This is a genomic window from Pantoea sp. K16, from assembly GCF_048452805.1.
GTDB lineage: Bacteria > Pseudomonadota > Gammaproteobacteria > Enterobacterales > Enterobacteriaceae > Pantoea > Pantoea agglomerans.
In genome coordinates, this window is sequence record NZ_JBLWNV010000008.1 from 140,080 (window position 1) to 161,299 (window position 21,220).

17 protein-coding genes are annotated in these 21,220 nt (G+C 54.6%); 15 read left to right on the forward strand and 2 right to left on the reverse strand.

Annotated elements, in window-relative coordinates; translation table 11 throughout:
* Window positions 1-19 precede the first annotated feature (19 nt).
* Window positions 20-1,237, reverse strand: coding sequence for a pyridoxal phosphate-dependent aminotransferase (locus ACK13D_RS12650; RefSeq protein ID WP_010258051.1), 1,218 nt, complete (start codon window positions 1,235-1,237; stop codon window positions 20-22).
* A 960-nt stretch (window positions 1,238-2,197) separates the two neighbouring features.
* Here ACK13D_RS12650 and lrhA point away from each other — a divergent pair.
* The 15 genes from lrhA to ACK13D_RS12725 all read left to right on the forward strand — a co-directional run bounded on the left by lrhA (window position 2,198) and on the right by ACK13D_RS12725 (window position 19,504).
* Entirely contained in the window at window positions 2,198-3,121 is a 924-nt protein-coding gene (lrhA, locus tag ACK13D_RS12655; protein WP_010258055.1) for a transcriptional regulator LrhA, read from the forward strand.
* A gap of 638 nt (window positions 3,122-3,759) precedes the next feature.
* Complete coding sequence (locus ACK13D_RS12660; protein ID WP_418796521.1) at window positions 3,760-4,203, forward strand: NADH-quinone oxidoreductase subunit A; 444 nt, start codon at window positions 3,760-3,762, stop codon at window positions 4,201-4,203.
* A gap of 15 nt (window positions 4,204-4,218) precedes the next feature.
* Window positions 4,219-4,896 carry a NuoB/complex I 20 kDa subunit family protein gene (locus ACK13D_RS12665; protein WP_003854245.1) on the forward strand — a complete coding sequence of 226 codons (678 nt, stop codon included), beginning with the start codon at window positions 4,219-4,221 and terminating at the stop codon, window positions 4,894-4,896.
* A gap of 113 nt (window positions 4,897-5,009) precedes the next feature.
* Window positions 5,010-6,809: an NADH-quinone oxidoreductase subunit C/D gene (gene nuoC, locus ACK13D_RS12670; RefSeq protein WP_010258063.1), complete on the forward strand. Its 1,800-nt coding sequence runs from the start codon at window positions 5,010-5,012 to the stop codon at window positions 6,807-6,809.
* 2 nt (window positions 6,810-6,811) lie between these two features.
* Window positions 6,812-7,327 carry an NADH-quinone oxidoreductase subunit NuoE gene (nuoE, locus tag ACK13D_RS12675; RefSeq protein ID WP_010258066.1) on the forward strand — a complete coding sequence of 172 codons (516 nt, stop codon included), beginning with the start codon at window positions 6,812-6,814 and terminating at the stop codon, window positions 7,325-7,327.
* Between the two features lie 2 nt (window positions 7,328-7,329).
* Entirely contained in the window at window positions 7,330-8,670 is a 1,341-nt protein-coding gene (gene nuoF / locus ACK13D_RS12680) for an NADH-quinone oxidoreductase subunit NuoF (protein WP_029519446.1), read from the forward strand.
* A 112-nt stretch (window positions 8,671-8,782) separates the two neighbouring features.
* Window positions 8,783-11,506 carry an NADH-quinone oxidoreductase subunit NuoG gene (gene nuoG / locus ACK13D_RS12685; RefSeq protein WP_010258072.1) on the forward strand — a complete coding sequence of 908 codons (2,724 nt, stop codon included), beginning with the start codon at window positions 8,783-8,785 and terminating at the stop codon, window positions 11,504-11,506.
* Window positions 11,503-12,480, forward strand: coding sequence for an NADH-quinone oxidoreductase subunit NuoH (gene nuoH / locus ACK13D_RS12690; RefSeq protein WP_003854240.1), 978 nt, complete (start codon window positions 11,503-11,505; stop codon window positions 12,478-12,480). The genes nuoG and nuoH overlap by 4 nt, the downstream gene beginning before the upstream one ends.
* Window positions 12,481-12,491: 11 nt before the next feature.
* Window positions 12,492-13,034 (forward strand): NADH-quinone oxidoreductase subunit NuoI, encoded by a 543-nt coding sequence (gene nuoI / locus ACK13D_RS12695; protein ID WP_003854239.1) that lies wholly within the window; start codon window positions 12,492-12,494, stop codon window positions 13,032-13,034.
* A 10-nt stretch (window positions 13,035-13,044) separates the two neighbouring features.
* Window positions 13,045-13,596: an NADH-quinone oxidoreductase subunit J gene (nuoJ, locus tag ACK13D_RS12700; protein ID WP_010258075.1), complete on the forward strand. Its 552-nt coding sequence runs from the start codon at window positions 13,045-13,047 to the stop codon at window positions 13,594-13,596.
* Window positions 13,593-13,895: an NADH-quinone oxidoreductase subunit NuoK gene (nuoK, locus tag ACK13D_RS12705; protein WP_003854236.1), complete on the forward strand. Its 303-nt coding sequence runs from the start codon at window positions 13,593-13,595 to the stop codon at window positions 13,893-13,895. Before nuoJ ends, nuoK begins: the two co-directional genes overlap by 4 nt.
* Window positions 13,892-15,727: an NADH-quinone oxidoreductase subunit L gene (gene nuoL, locus ACK13D_RS12710; RefSeq protein ID WP_418796525.1), complete on the forward strand. Its 1,836-nt coding sequence runs from the start codon at window positions 13,892-13,894 to the stop codon at window positions 15,725-15,727. The genes nuoK and nuoL overlap by 4 nt, the downstream gene beginning before the upstream one ends.
* Before the next feature lie 210 nt (window positions 15,728-15,937).
* Complete coding sequence (gene nuoM / locus ACK13D_RS12715; RefSeq protein ID WP_010258081.1) at window positions 15,938-17,458, forward strand: NADH-quinone oxidoreductase subunit M; 1,521 nt, start codon at window positions 15,938-15,940, stop codon at window positions 17,456-17,458.
* Between the two features lie 6 nt (window positions 17,459-17,464).
* Window positions 17,465-18,922, forward strand: a complete 1,458-nt coding sequence (nuoN, locus tag ACK13D_RS12720) for an NADH-quinone oxidoreductase subunit NuoN (RefSeq protein WP_010258083.1) — start codon at window positions 17,465-17,467, stop codon at window positions 18,920-18,922.
* A gap of 123 nt (window positions 18,923-19,045) precedes the next feature.
* Window positions 19,046-19,504 (forward strand): GNAT family N-acetyltransferase, encoded by a 459-nt coding sequence (locus ACK13D_RS12725; RefSeq protein WP_010671456.1) that lies wholly within the window; start codon window positions 19,046-19,048, stop codon window positions 19,502-19,504.
* A gap of 32 nt (window positions 19,505-19,536) precedes the next feature.
* On the opposite strand, the gene ACK13D_RS12730 is transcribed toward ACK13D_RS12725, so the two are convergent.
* A complete protein-coding gene (locus tag ACK13D_RS12730; protein WP_029519710.1) occupies window positions 19,537-21,195 on the reverse strand; it encodes a glucan biosynthesis protein D in 1,659 nt (552 codons plus the stop codon).
* Window positions 21,196-21,220 lie beyond the last annotated feature (25 nt).

Sequence of the window (21,220 nt, forward strand, 5' to 3'; positions counted from 1 at the left end):
TCAGTATACGCGGGCCTGATTATTGACGATAGCCTTGCAGGAAGCGGCCAAACTTATTGATCGCCATCTCAAGATCATCCACACGTGGCAGCGTAACAATGCGCAGGTGATCGGGCCAAGGCCAGTTAAAGGCACTGCCCTGAACCAGCAGCACCTTCTCCTGTAACAGAAAATCCAGCACCATCTTCTGATCGTCGAAAATGTTGAATTTTTTGGCATCGATTTTCGGGAACATATAAAGCGCGCCCTGTGGCTTCACACAGCTGACGCCTGGGATATCATTAATCAACTCCCAGGCGCGCTGCCGCTGCTCGTAGAGACGACCACCCGGCATGATAAATTCGCTAATGCTCTGGTAGCCGCCCAGCGCCGTCTGAATCGCATGCTGCGCCGGTACGTTGGCACACAGGCGCATCGAGGCGAGCATCTCCAGTCCTTCTATATAGCCTTTAGCATGTTTCTTTGGCCCGTTCAGTACCATCCAGCCCTGACGGAAACCGGCAACGCGATAGGTTTTAGAAAGGCCATTAAAGGTAACAGTCAGCAGATCGGGTGCCAGCGCTGCGATGCAGTGATGCTGTGCATCGTCATAGAGGATCTTGTCGTAGATCTCATCGGCGAAAATAATCAGGTTATGCTGACGCGCAATTTCAACCACCTCTAACAGCAGCTCTTTGCTGTAGACCGCGCCAGTGGGGTTATTCGGGTTGATAATCACGATGCCGCGGGTACGAGGCGTTATCTTGCTGCGGATATCATCGAGGTCAGGGAACCAGCCTGCTGATTCGTCACAAAGATAGTGCACTGCTTTACCGCTGGAGAGGGAAACCGCAGCCGTCCATAACGGATAGTCGGGGGCCGGCACCAGCATTTCGTCGCCGCTGTTCAGTAACGCCTGCATCGCCTGCACGATGAGTTCTGAAACACCGTTGCCAATGTAGATATCTTCTACGGTGACATCGCGCATGTCGCGCGCCTGGTAGTGCTGCATGATCGCTTTACGGGCGGAATAGAGACCCTTGGAGTCACAATAGCCCTGAGAGCTGGGAAGGTTACGAATAACATCGACCAGTATCTCATCCGGTGCTTCAAAACCAAACGGCGCCGGATTGCCAATGTTCAGCTTCAGAACTTTGTTACCTTCTTCTTCGAGGCGCTTAGCCTCTTTCAGTACCGGGCCACGGATGTCATAGCAGACGTTATCGAGTTTTCCGGATTTATCAATTTGAAAAGTCATTGTTACCGCCTTAATGGGCAGAATCCTTTTGGCTGCCACAGAAATCCAACCAGCACAATGTACTCTCCTGACAGTCACAAAAGAAGGGTGCCGCCCCGTTTTGGCGGGTTCAACAACTTTTTGCCCAGTGCGCAGCGTAAAAAATATTTGTTGTCGCGTAAACTGGTTAATAAAACCATAAATTGGCATTAATGCAGGATTTTAACTTGTCCAAAGCGCTGCTGAACCGACATATGGCTTTAGCATCATGAACGCTATCTGGAAGTTATTGAAATGGAACTTTTCTTTGCACCTGAAATATACACTTAGAGAAATAGTTAAAGGATATTTTATAAATGTTCAAATTATGGACGATTTTATAACGTGCCTGAAGATTACGCCTTAACGCTGCTTAAGAGTGGCGCGTTTAAGGCCTTGTGTTCGCCGGAAAAGTGCCAAAAGCAGAGCTTCATATGGCACCTTTATTGCAGGATTGTGAGCCGTACTTAACACTTCCTCACTAAATTTCAGAACGCTGAAGGCTTAAAAAGTGATCAATAATGTGGCATAAGGGTCTGGAAATGCCTTTAGCACAAAATTTACAGCGCTTTTCACAAAATCATTTCCATTTTGAAGTCAAAAATGATTAAGTATAATTTATTATTTAGTGCACTTTGCCGCTTCGCTTTGATAGCCCGTAAAGTGCGCTTTCTATCCCGCACGATTCTTTCTGGTGGGAATAAGACAACTACGCAGCTTCCTGCATTTGCGCACCCAGCGCCATCGGTTCAGAAGTTGTATCTGTCTTGAATAGCACTATGACCCTTCAGAGGAGTCAACAGTGCAGGATCCACATAAACTTTTTTTGTGTCAGTCTTCACACAGGACTGTCATTGAGCACCATTACTGCTTATCACTTTGATAAGCTTGTGATAACACCAGGGTAGTAGTTCGTAAAAATCTTATAAGTGAAGAAAAAACATGACTAATGCAAATCGTCCGATACTGAATCTCGACCTCGATCTGCTGAGAACCTTCGTTGCCGTTGCGGATTTGAATACCTTTGCAGCTGCTGCTGCAGCGGTCTGCAGAACCCAGTCAGCAGTCAGTCAGCAGATGCAGCGTCTGGAACAATTGGTAGGTAAAGAGCTGTTTGCCAGACATGGACGTAATAAGCTTCTGACAGAGCACGGTATCCAGCTTTTAGGCTATGCGAGAAAAATTCTTCGTTTTAACGACGAAGCCTGCACATCTCTGATGTACAGCAACATTCAGGGCGTGCTGACTATTGGCGCCTCTGATGACACCTCTGACACTATTCTGCCGTTCCTGCTAAACCGGGTGACCTCGGTTTATCCGAAACTGGCAATCGATGTGCGGGTTAAACGTAATCCGTTTATGATGGAAATGCTCAATCAGGGTGAAGTGGACCTGGTTGTGACGACTTCCAGCCCGGGCAATTTTACCTATCAGGTACTGCGTACTTCACCTACCTTGTGGTACTGCGCAGCGGATTATATCTTCCAGCGTGGCGAAGCCATTCCACTGGTATTGCTGGATGAGCCAAGTCCTTATCGTGATATGGCTATCGATCATCTCAACGAAGCGGGCATCCCGTGGCGTATCTCTTATGTCGCTTCCACACTGGCTGCAGTACGCGCAGCGGTGAAAGCGGGACTGGGCGTGACGGCACGTCCGGTCGAGATGATGAGCCCGGAACTGCGTGTTATGGGTGCAGCTGAAGGACTGCCGGTACTGCCGGATACGCAATATCTGCTGTGCCGTAATCCTGACAGCGATAATGAACTGGCGCTGGCTATCTTCAATGCCATGCAGTCCACCAATGATCCTTATAACCTGAGCAATAATCCCGACGGTTCACTGTTGCTGGATGACGAAGAGTAATTTCGCTAACGTGTTGTACTCAATACCTGCGTGATTGCCTTAATAAACGCTTATAAATAAGCCTCTCCTTCCCTGAAAAGAACGAGAGGCTTTTTTGTGCCTGACCCTCGTCCGATGTTCCTTACTGCTCATCTGCCTCTCCTGACCCGACTAAAAAAGTTTCACCACCTGCTTAATTGAAACATCCAGACCAAAAAACCGAACGCTTTGTTCCGAATCACCGTTTCAGGTGGGGAAAATTAACGCATAAAGGGCAAAAGTGTGTTCTGGATCAAAAAAATAGCCCTGGAAAGGGGAGGGAAAATTCAGTGATACCTGTCAAAATATGTTTGTTAAATGCACGATCCATGCATGTGAATACCCGCTACACTAAAATTAACCCTACAGACTGAAGCGATTTAGCTGGAAAGCGGGGCATCATTTGTTAATAATATGATGCAGGTGTGAAATAATGTTTGGATACTTTTGTCAAAGTTGACAAAAGGTTATAGAAAGGAGTAAAAAACCCCATAAAATAGCTGCTTATTACGTAATAACAGCGACATTTGAAAGGTTTTTATCCTTCCCTTGAATCGATGTGGTCAGTTTGCTGCGGGAAACGCGTGCAGGATGCCAGCGCCACTTTTGATGAGTAAGCAATGAGTATGTCAACTACCACCGAAATCATCGCTCAGCACTGGGCGTTTATCGTATTTATCGTTATTGCCTTTGGCCTGTGTGCTTTCATGCTGACCGGAGGATGGCTGCTTGGCGGCAGAGCGCGCGCCCGCTACAAAGACACGCCATTCGAATCGGGCATTGAATCCGTTGGTGATACCCATATCCGCCTGTCGGCGAAATTTTATCTGGTTGCGATGTTTTTCGTCATCTTCGACGTCGAAGCCCTCTTTTTATACGCATGGGCGACTTCAATCCGTGAAAGCGGTTGGATCGGCTTTGTGGAAGCCGCAATTTTCATTTTGGTGCTCCTGGCGGGTCTGGTCTATCTGGTACGCATTGGCGCACTGGACTGGGCTCCAGCTCGCCGTCGCGTGGTGGTCAAAATCACTACGGTCAGCCACACCAATCCTCATAAGCAGTAAAAGAGAGGCAATAAGATGGACTATACGCTCACCCGCATAGACCCGAACGGTGGTGAGAACGACCGTTATCCTCTGCAAAAGCAGGAAATCGTCAGCGATCCGCTGGAGCAGCACGTTCATCGCAGCGTTTATATGGGCAAACTCGAAAATGCCCTGCATGACATGGTGAACTGGGGGCGTAAAAACTCCCTCTGGCCTTATAACTTTGGCCTGTCCTGTTGTTACGTTGAGATGACAACATCGTTCACCGCGGTCCACGACGTGGCACGTTTTGGCGCCGAAGTTATGCGCGCTTCGCCACGTCAGGCCGATTTCATGGTCATTGCCGGTACGCCGTTCACCAAAATGGCCCCGGTTATTCAGCGTTTGTACGATCAGATGCTGGAACCAAAATGGGTGATTTCCATGGGTGCCTGCGCCAACTCTGGCGGCATGTATGACATCTATTCCGTGGTGCAGGGTGTCGATAAATTCCTGCCGGTCGATGTTTATATTCCTGGCTGTCCGCCACGTCCTGAAGCGTATATGCAGGCACTGCTGCTGTTGCAGGAGTCGATCGGCAAAGAGCGCCGTCCGCTCTCATGGGTGGTTGGCGATCAGGGCGTTTATCGCGCCAACATGCCATCTGAGCGTGAAAGAAAACGCGGCGAGCGCATTGCAGTCACAAACCTGCGCAGCCCGGACGAAGTTTAAAACCGTATGGATGGAAAACAGCGCCTGCAGCAGAACATCACAATTTAATGCATGGCCCCATCCTGACGCCTTCATTTGAGTGCCTGAGACCAGGCCGGAATGGTGAGTAACGTATGACAGATTTGACCACGCAAGATCTCGCTCAGCCTTCATGGCAAACCCGTGATCACCTTGATGACCCGGTGATCGGCGAGTTGCGTAACCGTTTTGGGCCGGATGCCTTCACTGTTCAGCCAACCCGTACCGGTATTCCGGTGGTGTGGGTGAAGCGTGAACAGATACTGGAAATTATCGAGTTCCTGCGTAAATTACCCAAGCCTTACGTCATGCTGTATGACCTGCATGGCGTGGATGAGCGTTTACGTACCCACCGTGCAGGCCTGCCTGCGGCGGATTTTTCCGTTTTCTACCATCTGCTGTCGATTGAACGCAACCGCGACATCATGCTCAAGGTGGCACTCTCTGAAAACGATATGCATCTGCCGACCATCACCCGCCTTTTCCCGAATGCCAACTGGTATGAGCGTGAAACCTGGGAGATGTTTGGTATCACCTTTGATGGTCACCCGCATCTGACGCGCATCATGATGCCGTCGACCTGGGAAGGCCATCCGCTGCGTAAAGATTACCCGGCGCGCGCCACCGAATTCGATCCCTTTACGCTGACCAAACAGAAAGAAGATCTGGAGATGGAAGCGCTGACCTTTAAGCCTGAAGACTGGGGCATGAAGCGCAGCACCACCAACGAAGACTTCATGTTCCTGAACCTCGGGCCTAACCACCCGTCGGCGCACGGTGCGTTCCGCATCATTCTGCAGCTGGATGGTGAAGAGATTGTCGACTGCGTGCCTGACATCGGCTATCACCATCGTGGTGCCGAAAAGATGGGCGAGCGTCAGTCGTGGCACAGCTACATTCCTTACACTGACCGCATCGAGTACCTCGGCGGCTGCGTAAACGAAATGCCGTACGTACTGGCGGTGGAGAAACTGGCCGGTATCGTGGTGCCCGATCGCGTTAATGTGATCCGCGTGATGCTCTCTGAACTGTTCCGCATCAACAGCCACCTGCTTTATATCTCCACCTTTATTCAGGACGTCGGGGCCATGACGCCGGTGTTCTTTGCCTTTACCGACCGTCAGAAAATCTATGACGTGGTTGAGGCGATTACCGGTTTCCGTATGCACCCGGCGTGGTTCCGCATTGGTGGCGTCGCGCATGACCTGCCGCGAGGCTGGGAACGTCTGCTGCGTGACTTCCTCGACTGGATGCCAAAACGTCTTAAAGAGTATGACAAAGCGGCACTGCGCAACAGCGTACTGATTGGCCGTTCCAAAGGCGTTGCCGCTTACAATATGGAAGAGGCGCTGGCGTGGGGCACTACCGGTGCCGGTCTGCGTGCTACCGGTCTCGACTTTGACGTACGTAAATGGCGTCCCTACTCCGGCTACGAAAACTTCGATTTTGAAATCCCGGTCGGCGACGGCATCAGCGATGCTTACAGCCGCGTCATGCTGAAAATGGAAGAGATGTGGCAGTCGCTGCGCATTCTTGAGCAGTGTCTCAACAACATGCCAGAGGGTCCGTTTAAAGCGGATCATCCGCTGACCACGCCGCCACCGAAAGAGCGCACGCTGCAGCACATTGAAACTCTGATCACGCACTTCCTGCAGGTTTCGTGGGGGCCGGTGATGCCAGCCAATGAGTCGTTCCAGATGATTGAAGCGACGAAAGGGATCAACAGCTACTACCTGACCAGCGATGGCAGCACCATGAGCTACCGCACCCGCGTGCGTACGCCGAGCTTCCCGCATCTGCAGCAGATTCCTTCAGTAATCCGTGGCAGCCTGGTATCCGACCTGATCGTATATCTGGGTAGTATCGATTTTGTTATGTCAGACGTGGACCGCTAATTATGCACGATCAACACATTGCCATTAAAACGATCGACCCTAACGAGGTCTTCGTGCTGAGCGCGGAAGAGCATCACGCCATTGAGCACGAAAAACACCACTATGAAGATGCGCGTGCAGCCTCGATTGAAGCGCTGAAGATCGTGCAGAAACAGCGCGGATGGGTGCCGGACGGCGCCATCAATGCGATTGCCGAGGTTCTGGGTATCCCGGCGAGTGATGTTGAAGGTGTGGCGACATTTTACAGCCAGATCTTCCGTCAGCCGGTTGGCCGTCATGTGATCCGTTACTGTGACAGCGTGGTCTGTCATATCACCGGTTATCAGGGCATCCAGTCAGCACTGGAACAGCAACTGAATATCAAACCGGGTCAGACCACTGCCGATGGCCGCTTTACACTGCTGCCAACCTGCTGTCTGGGTAACTGCGATAAGGGGCCAACGATGATGGTGGATGAAGACACGCATGTGCATCTGACGCCGGAAGGCATCCCTGGTTTGCTGGAGCAGTATCAATGACAATTAAACAGATCATTCGCACTGCAGAAACTCATCCGCTGACCTGGCGGATGCGTGACGACAAGCAACCTGTCTGGCTTGACGAATATCGCAGTAAAAACGGCTATGCCGGTGCGGAAAAAGCGCTGAAAAGCATGTCGCAGGATGAAATCGTTGCGGCAGTCAAAGATTCAGGCCTGAAAGGGCGCGGCGGTGCGGGCTTCTCCACCGGGCTGAAGTGGAGCCTGATGCCGAAAGATGAGTCGATGAACATCCGTTACCTGCTGTGTAACGCCGATGAGATGGAGCCGGGCACCTATAAAGACCGCCTGCTGATGGAGCAGATGCCTCACCAGCTGGTGGAAGGAATGCTGATCAGCGCCTTTGCGCTGAAGGCTTACCGTGGCTATATCTTCTTACGTGGCGAATACATTGAAGCCGCGGTGCATCTGCGTCGTGCGATTGCTGAAGCGACGGAAGCGGGCTATATCGGTAAAAATATTCTCGGTACCGGCTTTGACTTTGAGTTGATTGTCCACACCGGCGCAGGTCGTTATATCTGCGGCGAAGAGACGGCACTGATTAACTCACTGGAAGGCCGTCGTGCCAATCCGCGTTCGAAACCGCCATTCCCGGCGAGTGCGGGCGCGTGGGGCAAACCGACCTGCGTGAACAACGTGGAAACCCTCTCCAACGTTCCGGCGATTCTGGCCAACGGCGTGGAGTGGTACAAAAACATCTCTAAAAGCGAAGATGCCGGTACCAAAATGATGGGCTTCTCCGGACGGGTTAAAAATCCCGGCGTCTGGGAGCTGCCATTTGGTATCACCGCACGTGAAATCCTTGAGGATTATGCGGGCGGTATGCGTGACGGACTGAAGTTCAAAGCCTGGCAGCCCGGCGGGGCAGGGACTGACTTCCTGACCGACCAGCACCTGGATCTGCCCATGGAGTTTGCCAGCATCGGCAAAGCGGGCAGTCGTCTGGGTACGGCGCTGGCGATGGCGGTCGATCACGAGATCAACATGGTCTCGCTGGTGCGTAACCTGGAAGAGTTCTTTGCTCGTGAGTCGTGCGGCTGGTGTACACCGTGTCGCGATGGCCTGCCGTGGAGCGTCAAAATTCTGCGCGCGCTGGAGCAGAAGCAGGGTCAGCCAGGCGATATCGAAACCTTACTGCAACTCTGCCGTCAGCTTGGCCCGGGTAAAACCTTCTGTGCGCATGCGCCGGGTGCGGTTGAGCCCCTGCAGAGTGCGATTAAATATTTCCGTGAAGAGTTTGAAGCCGGCATGGCACCGCAGGTGTTTGGCAATACCCGCGCCATTGGCGGGATCCAGCCAAACCTGCTGAAAGCGCGCTGGTAATTCGCCGAAGAACACGGAACAGGCCTGGTGCCGCCGCCCCGACAATGTCGTGCGTCGGGGCAAGAATATGATTAACGCTCGTCTCTGACGAGCCTTACGGAAGCATGTCACTATGGCTACAATTCATGTAGACGGTAAAGAGTATGATGTGAACGGAGCGGACAACCTGCTACAGGCATGTCTCTCTCTGGGCCTTGATATTCCTTACTTTTGCTGGCATCCGGCGCTGGGAAGCGTTGGGGCCTGCCGCCAGTGTGCGGTAAAGCAATTCCAGAATGCCGAAGATACCCGCGGCCGTCTTGTCATGTCCTGCATGACGCCGGCCTCTGACGGCACATTCATCTCCATCGATGATGGCGAAGCAAAAGAGTTCCGCGAAAGCGTGGTGGAGTGGCTGATGACCAACCACCCGCACGACTGTCCGGTGTGTGAAGAGGGCGGTAACTGTCACCTGCAGGATATGACAGTAATGACCGGCCACAGCTTCCGCCGCTATCGCTTCACCAAACGTACCCACCGTAATCAGGATCTCGGCCCGTTCATCTCCCATGAGATGAACCGCTGTATCGCCTGTTACCGCTGCGTGCGTTACTACAAAGATTATGCCGATGGCAAGGATCTGGGTGTCTACGGCGCACACGACAACGTCTACTTCGGTCGTCCGGAAGATGGCACGCTGGAGAGCGAATTCTCCGGTAACCTGGTTGAAATCTGCCCGACCGGCGTCTTCACCGATAAAACGCACTCCGAACGCTATAACCGTAAATGGGATATGCAGTTTGCGCCGAGCATCTGCCAGCAGTGCAGTGTGGGCTGTAACACCAGCCCGGGTGAGCGTTATGGTGAGTTACGCCGTATCGAAAACCGTTATAACGGCACCGTAAACCACTATTTCCTGTGTGACCGTGGCCGCTTTGGCTATGGCTACGTGAACCGTAAAGATCGCCCACGCCAGCCGATGCTGCTGCGCGGCAACGACTGGGTGACGCTGAACGCAGAGCAGGCGGTCAATGCCGGTGCAGATTTGCTGCGTCAGGCGAAAAAAGTGATCGGTATCGGCTCGCCGCGCGCCAGCATTGAAAGTAACTTCGCGCTGCGTGAACTGGTCGGTGCAGAGAACTTCTCTACCGGCATGCCAGCGGGCGAGCAGGCCCGGCTTGAACTGATGCTGAAAGTTCTGCGTGAGGGCGGTATCTATACGCCATCGCTGCGTGAAATTGAAAGCTACGATGCGGTGCTGGTGCTGGGCGAAGATCTGACCCAGGTTGGCGCACGCGTGGCGCTGTCAGTGCGTCAGGCCGTGAAAGGCAAAGCGCGCGACATGGCTGCCGCTCAGAAAGTAGCAGACTGGCAGATCGCCGCGATCCTGAACATCGGACAGAATGCGAAACATCCGCTGTTTATCACCAACGTCGATGAAACCCGTCTGGATGATATCGCGGCATGGAGCTATCGCGCACCGGTTGAAGATCAGGCGCGTCTCGGTTTCGCTATCGCCAGTGCGCTGGATGAAACCGCTCCGGCGGTGACCGATTTCGACAGCAAACTGAACGGCAAAATGGATGTCATCGTGCAGGCGCTGGCCGGCGCGAAAAAACCGTTAATTATTTCCGGGACCCATTCCGGCAGCAGCGCGATGATCGAAGCGGCTGCCAACGTGGCCAAAGCGCTCAAAGCGCGCGGTGCCGACGTCGGGATTACGCTGCTGGCGGGACACGCCAACAGCGTGGGTCTTGGCCTGATGGGCGGCAATCCTCTGGAAAGCGCGCTGGAGCAACTGAGCAACGGTGAAGCCGATGCGCTGGTGGTACTGGAAAATGACCTCTATCGCCATGCACCGAAAGCGCTGGTTGATGCGGCGCTGGCCCAGACCACTAACGTGATTGTGGTTGATCATCAGCGCACCGCGACGCTGGAGAAAGCGGGTCTGGTGTTATCAACCGCCAGCTTCGCCGAAAGTGATGGCACCTCGATCAACCATGAAGGCCGCGCACAGCGTTTCTTCCAGGTTTACGATCCTTCTTACTATGACAACAACGTAGTGATGCTGGAGAGCTGGCGCTGGCTGCATTCGCTGCACAGCACGCTGGAAAGCCGTCACGTCGACTGGACGCAGCTGGACCACGTGATCGATGCGGTGGTGAGTCATCTGCCACAGCTGGCCGGAATCAAAGATGCGGCACCGGATGCCAGCTTCCGTATTCGTGGACAGAAACTGTCGCGTTCACCGCACCGTGCCAGTGGCCGTACCGCGGCGCGCGCCAATATCAGCGTGCACGAACCGCGTCAGCCGCAGGATCAGGACACGATGTTCGCCTTCTCAATGGAAGGGAACAACCAGCCAGGCGCACCGCGTTCGCAGATTCCGTTTGCCTGGGCACCGGGCTGGAACTCACCACAGGCGTGGAACAAGTTCCAGGTTGAAGTGGGCGGCAAACTGCGTAATGGCGATCCGGGTGTACGGCTGTTTGAAGCCAGCGCAGCCAGTCTGCCCTGGTTCAGCAACGTTCCGGCGGCATTCGTCAGTGAAGCGCAGTGGCGCGTGGCCCCTCTCTACCAGCTGTTTGGTAGTGAAGAGATGTCACAGCGTTCACCGGTCTTCCAGCAGCGTATGGCACCGCCTGCCCTGGTGATTAACCCGGAAGATGCAGCGAAGCTGGGCGTCAACAATGGCGCGGCGGTTGAGTTCATCTGTGCCGGTGAGACAGTGCGTCTGCCGGTCCGTTTCTCGGCGTCACTGCAGGCGGGACAGATTGGTCTGCCGCTGGGCATGCCGGGCGTTCCGCCATTCCTGGCGAACGGTAAAATCGACACTCTGCAGGAGGCGGCGCAATGAGCTGGTTAACACCGGACGTTATCGACATTCTGCTGGCCATTGTTAAAGCCATCGTGATTCTGCTGGTGGTTGTGGCCTGCGGCGCGTTCATGAGCTTCGCCGAGCGTCGTCTGCTCGGCCTGTTCCAGAACCGTTACGGACCAAACCGCGTAGGCTGGGGCGGCTCGCTCCAGCTGGTAGCGGACATGATCAAAATGTTCTTTAAAGAGGACTGGGTTCCGCCGTTTACCGACCGCTTTATCTTTACCCTTGCGCCGGTTATCGCCTTTGTTTCACTGCTGCTGGCCTTTGCTATCGTGCCGGTTTCGCCAACCTGGATGGTGACAGACCTGAATATCGGTCTGCTGTTCTTCCTGATGATGGCGGGCCTTGCGGTCTACGCGGTGCTGTTTGCCGGCTGGTCGAGTAATAATAAATACTCGCTGCTGGGCGCGATGCGCGCCTCGGCGCAGACCCTGAGCTACGAAGTGTTCCTGGGTCTGTCGCTGATGGGTGTGGTAGCGCAGGCGGGCTCGTTCAATATGAACGATATCGTCAACAGCCAGACGCACCTGTGGAACATCATTCCGCAGTTCTTCGGTTTCGTAACCTTCTGTATTGCTGGCGTGGCGGTGTGTCACCGTCATCCGTTTGACCAGCCAGAAGCGGAGCAGGAACTGGCGGACGGTTATCACATCGAATATGCCGGTATGAAGTTCGGCCTGTTCTTTGTCGGCGAATATGTGGCGATCACCACCGTTTCAGCGCTGATTGTGACGCTGTTCTTTGGTGGCTGGCACGGCCCATTCCTGCCGCCGTTCATCTGGTTCGCCCTGAAAACGGCGTTCTTTATGATGATGTTCATCCTGATTCGTGCTGCGCTTCCGCGCCCACGCTACGACCAGGTGCTGTCATTCGGCTGGAAAGTGTGTCTGCCGTTGACGCTGTTGAACCTGCTGGCGACTGCCGCAGTGATTCTCTACACAGCGCCGTAAGGGGTTAACAAATGACTTTGAAAGATATTGTCGTAGGCTTTGGCACGACAGTTCGCAGTATCTGGCTGATCGGGCTGCACGCCTTCGCCAAACGTGAAACTCAGATGTATCCGGAAGAGCCGGTTTATCTGCCACCCCGCTATCGTGGCCGTATCGTATTAACCCGCGATCCGGATGGTCAGGAGCGTTGCGTCGCCTGTAACCTGTGTGCGGTTGCCTGCCCGGTTGGCTGTATCTCGCTGCAGAAAGCCGAAACCAAAGATGGCCGCTGGTATCCGGAGTTCTTCCGCATCAACTTCTCACGCTGCATCTTCTGCGGCATGTGTGAGGAAGCCTGTCCAACCACGGCGATTCAGCTGACCCCCGATTTCGAACTGGGTGAGTTTAAGCGTCAGGATCTGGTGTATGAGAAGGACGATCTGCTGATTTCGGGGCCGGGTAAATATCCGGAGTACAACTTCTACCGCATGGCAGGTATGGCGATTGACGGTAAAGATAAGGGCGAAGCAGAAAACGAAGCGAAGCCTATCGACGTCAAAGGCTTATTACCTTAAGGAGCAAGGCATGGAATTTGCGTTTTATCTTTGCGGGCTGGTGGCGGTGCTGACGACGTTGCGCGTCATTACCCACACTAATCCGGTACATGCGTTGCTGTACCTGATCGTTTCGCTGTTATCGATCGCGGGCGTCTTCTTCTCTATGGGAGCCTATTTTGCCGGTGCGCTGGAGATCATCGTCTACGCCGGTGCCATCATGGTGCTGTTCGTCTTCGTGGTCATGATGCTGAACCTGGGCAAACAGACCGAGAAGCAGGAGCGTGAGTGGCTCAGCCCGTCACTGTGGATTGGTCCGGGTATCGTCTCGTTGCTGCTGCTGGTCGTAATGGTCTACGCCATCCTGACCGCCAACGATCAGGGCATCGATGGCACCATCATCGACGCCAAAGCGGTCGGCATCAGCCTGTTTGGTCCTTACGTACTGGCGGTTGAACTGGCCTCAATGCTGCTGCTGGCGGGTCTGGTCGTGGCGTTCCATATCGGTCGCGAAGAGCGTCAGGGCGAAGTCCTGAGTAACCGTAATGCTGACGCCGCTCAGGTGAAAAAGGAGAACGCATGATCCCGTTACAACATGGATTGATTCTTGCTGCCGTGCTGTTTGTCCTTGGACTGACGTCGCTGGTAATACGCCGCAATCTGCTGTTTATGCTGATCGGCCTTGAAATCATGATCAACGCCGCCGCCTTAGCCCTGGTGGTTGCCGGGAGCTATTGGGGTCAGGCCGATGGACAGGTGATGTATATCCTGGCGATCAGCCTGGCGGCAGCGGAAGCCAGTATTGGTCTGGCACTGCTGCTTCAGCTCTATCGTCGTCGTCAGACGCTGAACATTGATACTGTGAGCGAGATGCGCGGATGAATCTTCTCTATTTAACTGTCTTGTTTCCGCTGATCGGCTTTCTGCTGTTAGCGTTTTCGCGCGGTCGCTGGTCAGAGAACCTGTCGGCCACGATTGGTATGGGATCCGTGGGTCTGGCGGCCCTGACCACGGCGATGGTCGGTTTTGACTTCTTCGCCAACGGTCAGCAAGCCTACACGCAGGCGCTCTGGACCTGGATGCATGTCGGCAACTTCGACATGAAGGTGAACCTGACGCTGGATGGCCTGTCGCTGACCATGCTGTCTGTCGTGACCGGTGTCGGTTTCTTCATTCACATGTTCGCCTCCTGGTACATGCGTGGAGAAGAGGGCTACTCCCGCTTCTTCGCCTACACCAACCTGTTTATCGCCAGCATGGTTGTTCTGGTGCTGGCCGATAACCTGATGCTGATGTATCTGGGCTGGGAAGGGGTAGGCCTCTGCTCTTATCTGCTGATCGGTTTCTACTACAGCAATCCGGAAAACGGCAAAGCGGCGATGAAAGCGTTCATCATTACCCGCGTGGGCGACGTCTTCCTGGCATTTGGTCTGTTCATCCTCTACAACGAGCTGGGCACGCTGAACTTCCGCGAGATGATGGAGCTGGCACCTGCGCACTTTGCCGCAGATAACCATATGCTGCAGTGGGCAACGCTGATGCTGCTGGGTGGCGCGGTCGGTAAATCGGCTCAGCTGCCGTTACAGACCTGGCTGGCAGATGCGATGGCTGGTCCGACACCGGTTTCGGCACTGATCCACGCCGCGACCATGGTGACAGCCGGTGTCTACCTGATTGCCCGTAGCCACGGTCTCTTCCTGCTGACGCCGGAAGTGCTGCATCTGGTCGGGATTATCGGGGCGATTACCCTGGTGCTGGCAGGCTTTGCCGCGCTGGTACAGACCGACATTAAACGTGTTCTCGCTTACTCCACCATGAGCCAGATTGGCTACATGTTCCTGGCGCTGGGTGTTCAGGCGTGGGATGCGGCGATTTTCCATCTGATGACGCACGCCTTCTTTAAAGCGTTGCTGTTCCTCTCTTCGGGTTCAGTGATTCTGGCCTGCCATCACGAGCAGAACATTTTCAAAATGGGTGGCCTGCGTAAGAGCATTCCGCTGGTCTACACCTGCTTCCTGGTGGGCGGCGCGGCGCTGGCGGCACTGCCGCTGATTACGGCGGGCTTCTACAGTAAAGATGAGATCCTGTTTGGCGCACTGGCTAACGGTCACATCAACCTGATGGTTGCGGGTCTGGTGGGGGCGTTCCTGACCTCTATCTATACCTTCCGTATGATCTTCATCGTGTTCCACGGCGAAGAGAAAATTCATGCGCACGCCGGTAAGGGCATTACCCATCATCTGCCGCTGATTGTGCTGCTGCTGCTCTCCACCTTTATTGGTGCGCTGATCACGCCGCCGCTGGCAGGTGTACTGCCAGCCAATGAGTTCGGTGAAGCGGGCAAAGTGGGACTTGAAATCACCTCGGGCGTCGTAGCGATTGTCGGCATTCTGATCGCTGCCGCGCTGTGGCTGGGCAAACGTGAGCTGGTTACCCGTATCGCAAACAGTGCACCAGGCCGTTTCTTCGGCACCTGGTGGTTTGCGGCCTGGGGCTTCGACTGGCTCTACGATAAAGTGTTCGTCAGACCTTATCTGGGTATTGCGTGGCTGCTGAAGCGTGACCCACTGAATGGCCTGATGAACCTGCCTGCGCTGCTGTCACGTATTGCCAACAAAGGCCTGGTAGTCAGTGAGAATGGCTACCTGCGCTGGTACGTTGCGTCAATGAGCGTGGGCGCCGTGCTGGTGCTGGCTCTGCTGCTGGTGATTTAAAGATTGATGAGCGGGGCAGGTTAGCTAATCTGCCCATTGAGAATGTCAAAAATTGTCCTGAGCAAGGGCGTTATCGTCGCGGCCAGTTTGGTTACCGCCAGCGCACAGCAACCGGAGCATACCGAGGTATGTGAGGATTGCGAGCACTGCCGGGAGCCAAAATGGCAAGTAAGATAGCCCGAACTAAGACAAAGAAAAGGGAAGTGTGCCGTGTTATTACCTTGGCTAATTATCATACCCTTCGTCGGTGGTCTGATCTGCTGGCTCACTGAGCGCCTCGGCGCGAAGGTGCCACGCTGGATCGCACTGATCACTATGGGGCTGACGTTGGCGCTTTCACTGCAACTCTGGTTGCAGGGAGGCTATTCACTGACGCAGGCAGCGGGCATTCCGCAGTGGCAGTCAAGTTTCTCCGTTCCGTGGATCCCACGCTTCGGCATCAGCTTCCATTTAGCCATTGATGGCCTGTCGCTACTGATGGTGGTGCTGACCGGCTTGCTCGGTCTGATGGCGGTGCTCTGTTCCTGGAATGAGATTTCAAAGTATCAGGGCTTCTTCCACCTGAACCTGATGTGGATCCTGGGCGGCGTAATCGGTGTGTTCCTCTCCATCGACCTGTTCCTGTTCTTCTTCTTCTGGGAAATGATGCTGGTGCCGATGTACTTCCTCATCGCGCTCTGGGGTCATAAAGCATCGGACGGCAAAACCCGTATTTCCGCCGCGACCAAATTCTTCATCTACACCCAGGCCTCAGGTCTGGTGATGCTGATTGCGATTCTGGGCCTGGTGTTTGTCCACTACAACGCGACTGGCGTCTGGACATTCAACTACGAACAGCTGCTGCAGACGCCAATGTCGAGCGGTGTTGAATATCTGCTGATGCTGGGCTTCTTTATCGCCTTTGCGGTGAAGATGCCGGTGGTACCGTTGCACGGCTGGCTGCCGGATGCGCACAGTCAGGCGCCAACGGCTGGTTCTGTCGACCTGGCGGGTATCCTGCTGAAAACCGCAGCTTACGGTTTACTGCGTTTCAGCCTGCCGCTGTTCCCGAATGCGTCAGCCGAGTTTGCGCCAATCGCCATGTGGTTAGGCATCATCGGTATCTTCTACGGTGCCTGGATGGCCTTCTCGCAGACTGATATCAAACGTCTGATTGCTTACACCTCGATTTCGCACATGGGCTTTGTGCTGATTGCCATCTACACCGGCAGCCAGCTGGCGCTGCAGGGCGCGGTGATTCAGATGATTGCGCACGGTCTCTCCGCTGCAGCACTCTTCATTCTGTGTGGTCAGCTGTACGAGCGTCTGCATACTCGTGATATGCGTCAGATGGGTGGCCTGTGGTCGCGCATCAAATGGATTCCGGGTCTGTCGCTGTTCTTTGCTGTTGCCAACCTCGGTATGCCAGGCACCGGTAACTTCGTCGGCGAATTTATGATTCTGACCGGCAGCTTCCAGGTGGTGCCGATGATTATCATCATCGCGACCTTTGGTCTGGTGTTTGCCTCGATTTACTCGCTGGTGATGATGCAGCGCGCTTATTACGGCGAAGCGAAATCGAAAGATCCGCTGCCAGGCATGTCACCGCGTGAGTTTATGACCATCGGTGTTCTGGTGGTGCTGCTGGTGCTGCTGGGCGTCTATCCACAGCCGATTCTGGATACTTCGCACGCTGCCATGAGCAATATTCAGCAGTGGTTTACCGCTTCAATTTCAACTACAAGGCCGTAATTCGCCATGACAATAACTCCTCACCAATTGATTGCGTTGCTACCGCTGTTAATCGTCGGATTGACGGTGGTGGTTGTGATGCTGTCCATTGCCTGGCGACGCAACCACTTCGTTAACGCCACGCTAACGGTAGTTGGCCTGAACCTGGCGCTGCTCTCGCTCTACTTTGTCGGTCAGGTCGGGGCGATGGATGTCACGCCGCTGCTGCGCGTCGATGGCTATTCGATGTTCTATACCGCGCTGGTCATGCTGGCGAGTCTGGCGACCTGTACCTTTGCCTATCCATGGCTGGCGGGCTTCCCGGACAACAAAGATGAGTTCTACCTGCTGGTGCTCATTGCGGCACTTGGTGGCATCGTGCTGGCCAGTGCTAACCATCTGGCTTCGCTGTTCATCGGTATTGAGCTGCTTTCGCTGCCGCTGTTTGGTCTGATTGGCTACGCCTTCCGCCAGAAACGTTCACTGGAAGCCGCACTGAAGTACACCATTCTTTCGGCGGCGGCCTCGTCGTTCCTGCTGTTTGGTATTGCGCTGATCTACGCCGACTCCGGTAACCTGAGCTTTGTGGCGCTGGGCCAGAGCCTGACTGACAGCATGATCCACGAGCCACTGCTGCTGGTGGGTCTGGGTATGATGATTATCGGTCTGGGCTTTAAGCTCTCACTGGTTCCGTTCCACCTCTGGACCCCCGATGTTTATCAGGGTGCGCCTGCGCCGGTTTCAACCTTCCTGGCCACCGCCAGCAAGATTGCTATCTTCGGTGTCATCATGCGTCTGTTTATGTATGCGCCGGTGACCGACAGCGAAGCGGTGCGCACAGTGCTGGCCATGATCGCCTTCGTGTCGATTCTGTTCGGTAACCTGATGGCGATTTCGCAGAGCAACATCAAGCGTCTGCTGGGTTATTCCTCTATCGCCCACCTCGGTTATCTGCTGGTGGCACTGATTGCGGTGAAAGATCATCAGCTGTCGCTGGAAACGTCGGGCGTTTACCTGGCCGGTTATCTGTTCAGCAGCCTGGGTGCCTTTGGTGTGGTAAGTCTGATGTCCAGCCCGTATCGTGGCCCGGATGCTGACTCGCTCTACTCCTACCGCGGTCTGTTCTGGCATCGTCCTATTCTGTCAGCGGTGATGACGGTGATGATGCTGTCACTGGCGGGTATCCCGATGACGCTGGGCTTTATCGGTAAATTTTACGTTATCGCTTCAGGCGTCAGTGCGCACCTGTGGTGGCTGACCGGTGCTGTAGTCGCGGGTAGTGCGATTGGCCTCTACTACTATCTGCGCGTGACGGTGAGTCTCTACCTCAGCCCGCCGGAACTGCATACCCGTGATACCCCGGCTAACTGGGCATTTACGGCCGGTGGTGTGGTGGTACTGATCTCTGCCATTCTGGTGCTGCTGTTAGGTGTTTACCCGCAGCCGCTGATCAGACTGGTGCAGATGGCTCAGCCGCTGATGTAAGCGCGTTGATGCGACTGACGAATCAGGCCTCCGGGCCTGATTTTTTTTGCCTGTAAGAGAGTGTCACCAGCAGGTGCTGGCGACACCGCGCTGATGTAGAGTGTGTGGTTTAAAGGAGAGACCATGGACATTAACTGGCAGGATAAACACCATAGCGAACTGACCCCCTCACAGCTCTATGCACTGCTGGCGTTGCGCAGTGCCGTGTTTGTGGTGGAACAGCAGTGCGCTTACCTTGATGTGGATGGCAAAGATTTGCACGCGGAAAACCGGCATCTGTTGGGAATGGCGGATGATCAGCTGGTGGCCTATGCGCGACTGCTCTCCCCGGAGGATGAGACCAGCCCGGTGAAAATCGGACGGGTGATTGTTTCAGATCGGGTTCGTGGTGCGCGGCTGGGGAATCGTCTGATGGAGCAGGCAATCAACAGTTGTCAGCAGCACTGGCCGGGCCGCGATCTGTTTCTCTCCGCGCAGGCGCATCTGGAAAGTTTCTATGGGCAGCATGGCTTTGTCGCGGTGGGGGAGAACTACCTGGAAGATGGGATCCCTCACGTCGATATGCTGAAGAACGCGCCATAAAAAAGGCGAGGCCTGAGCCTCGCCTGTTTACATCAACCCACCGTCATCTGGCGGTCATCGACATATTTACGCTGATCCGGCGCAGGCGGGAAATATTGATAGAGCCAGGTTTCACTCAGCGTCTCATCTTTGCTGCGCAGGAACAGACGCATCTCTACCGGCTCGGTGGAATCGCTATTCGGATACCAGTCAAACAGGATGCGATAGCCCTTAAGCGGATCGACATACAGAATCTCAACCTGCTTCACGCTGCCGGATGAAACGGTAATCACCGGCTCAATACCTTTCGGCGCAGCAGCCTGCAGATCGCCACCAATAAAATCAATGGCGAAGCGGCGGCACCAGGTTTCCGGGAAGTGTTCGCCAGGCGCCCAGCCTTCCGGGAAACCACCGATACCGGTACGGGTTGCATCCACGCGCGCCAGACCGCTACGCACCGGCGGCAGACCACTCCAGTAAAGCTTGTAAGAGAAGTTCAGCTCGCTGCCCGCTTTGACCGGCTCAGCCGGTTGCCAGAAGCAGACCACGTTATCCAGCGTTTCACCCGTGGTCGGGATCTCCATCAGGTTGATCGCGCCTTTGCCCCACTTACCGACCGGCTCAACCCACAGGCTGGGACGTTTGTCATACCAGCCAATCACATCCTGATAATCTTTGAAGTCGTGATTAAGCTGCAGCAGGCCAAACCCACGTGGATTCTCATCTTCATAGGCGTTGAACTGCAGACGCTGAGGATTATTCAGCGGACGGGCAATCCATTCACCTTTACCGGTCCACATCGCCAGGCGATCGGAGTCATGGATCTGCGGATGGTAAGTGTTACACATACGGCGTTCGTTGGTGCCGCAGCTGAACATACTGGTCATTGGCGAGATGCCAATCTGACGGATCTCTTTACGGGCAAACAGGTGGTTTTCCACCTCCATCACCACGCGTTTCTCTTCGCAATGGATGATGAATTTATAAGCACCGGTGACGCTGGCACCATCCAGCAGGGCGTAGCAGGTAAAGGTGGTATCTTCCGCTTTTGGCGTTTCAAACCAGAAGGCGGTGAAATCGGGAAACTCTTCCTGGCCATTGCTGAAGGTGTTGATCGCTACGCCACGCGCCGAGAGGCCGTACTGGAAAGTATCGTCAACGGCACGGAAGTAGCTTGCGCCAAGGAAGGAGACGATGTCGCGACGGGCCAGTTCCGGTTTTTTAAAGGCGCGGAAACCGGCGAAGCCGAGGTCAGTTTTGCCCTCCAGCTGCTTCGTATCGACCTTGGCGTCGTTGTAGTTGAACAATTCGGGACGGAAGTGAATTTCGCGTGCTTCGCGACTCTCGCCGTCAACAGAGAACATACGGATGCGCCGCTTGAAGCCCATACCGACATGGAAGAACTGAACGTCCAGTTGACGATCGGGCAGGTTGTTCCAGAGTGAGTGGTTGGCGTCATACTGAATTTCGTTGTACGCCTGCGGGGTCAATGTGGCCAGCGTCTCCGGCAGCGCGCCCGGTGCTCCGCCCCAGGGTTTTTTCGCCAGCGCAGCCGCGTTTTTCTTCAATACGTCGAAATCGAAGCGTACGGCGGTTCCGTCAGCAATGCCATCTTCTGCCCATGCGGATTGCGCAAACAGCGTTGACAGGCCGGTCATGCCGCTGACGGCGGAGAAGGCCATTGACGCTTTCATAAACATTCTTCGATTCATGCCAGAGATTATTCCTTAGCTGTTC

Excerpts from the sequence above, each read along its gene's own strand:
- nuoI (WP_003854239.1), top strand. The coding sequence starts at position 12,492 with ATGACTTTGAAAGATATTGTCGTAGGCTTTGGCACGACAGTTCGCAGT.
- ACK13D_RS12725 (WP_010671456.1), top strand. The coding sequence starts at position 19,046 with ATGGACATTAACTGGCAGGATAAACACCATAGCGAACTGACCCCCTCA.
- ACK13D_RS12665 (WP_003854245.1), top strand. The coding sequence starts at position 4,219 with ATGGACTATACGCTCACCCGCATAGACCCGAACGGTGGTGAGAACGAC.
- nuoC (WP_010258063.1), top strand. The coding sequence starts at position 5,010 with ATGACAGATTTGACCACGCAAGATCTCGCTCAGCCTTCATGGCAAACC.
- ACK13D_RS12650 (WP_010258051.1), bottom strand. The coding sequence starts at position 1,237 with ATGACTTTTCAAATTGATAAATCCGGAAAACTCGATAACGTCTGCTAT.
- nuoL (WP_418796525.1), top strand. The coding sequence starts at position 13,892 with ATGAATCTTCTCTATTTAACTGTCTTGTTTCCGCTGATCGGCTTTCTG.
- nuoE (WP_010258066.1), top strand. The coding sequence starts at position 6,812 with ATGCACGATCAACACATTGCCATTAAAACGATCGACCCTAACGAGGTC.
- nuoG (WP_010258072.1), top strand. The coding sequence starts at position 8,783 with ATGGCTACAATTCATGTAGACGGTAAAGAGTATGATGTGAACGGAGCG.
- nuoN (WP_010258083.1), top strand. The coding sequence starts at position 17,465 with ATGACAATAACTCCTCACCAATTGATTGCGTTGCTACCGCTGTTAATC.
- ACK13D_RS12730 (WP_029519710.1), bottom strand. The coding sequence starts at position 21,195 with ATGAATCGAAGAATGTTTATGAAAGCGTCAATGGCCTTCTCCGCCGTC.
- lrhA (WP_010258055.1), top strand. The coding sequence starts at position 2,198 with ATGACTAATGCAAATCGTCCGATACTGAATCTCGACCTCGATCTGCTG.
- nuoH (WP_003854240.1), top strand. The coding sequence starts at position 11,503 with ATGAGCTGGTTAACACCGGACGTTATCGACATTCTGCTGGCCATTGTT.
- nuoJ (WP_010258075.1), top strand. The coding sequence starts at position 13,045 with ATGGAATTTGCGTTTTATCTTTGCGGGCTGGTGGCGGTGCTGACGACG.
- nuoK (WP_003854236.1), top strand. The coding sequence starts at position 13,593 with ATGATCCCGTTACAACATGGATTGATTCTTGCTGCCGTGCTGTTTGTC.
- ACK13D_RS12660 (WP_418796521.1), top strand. The coding sequence starts at position 3,760 with ATGAGTATGTCAACTACCACCGAAATCATCGCTCAGCACTGGGCGTTT.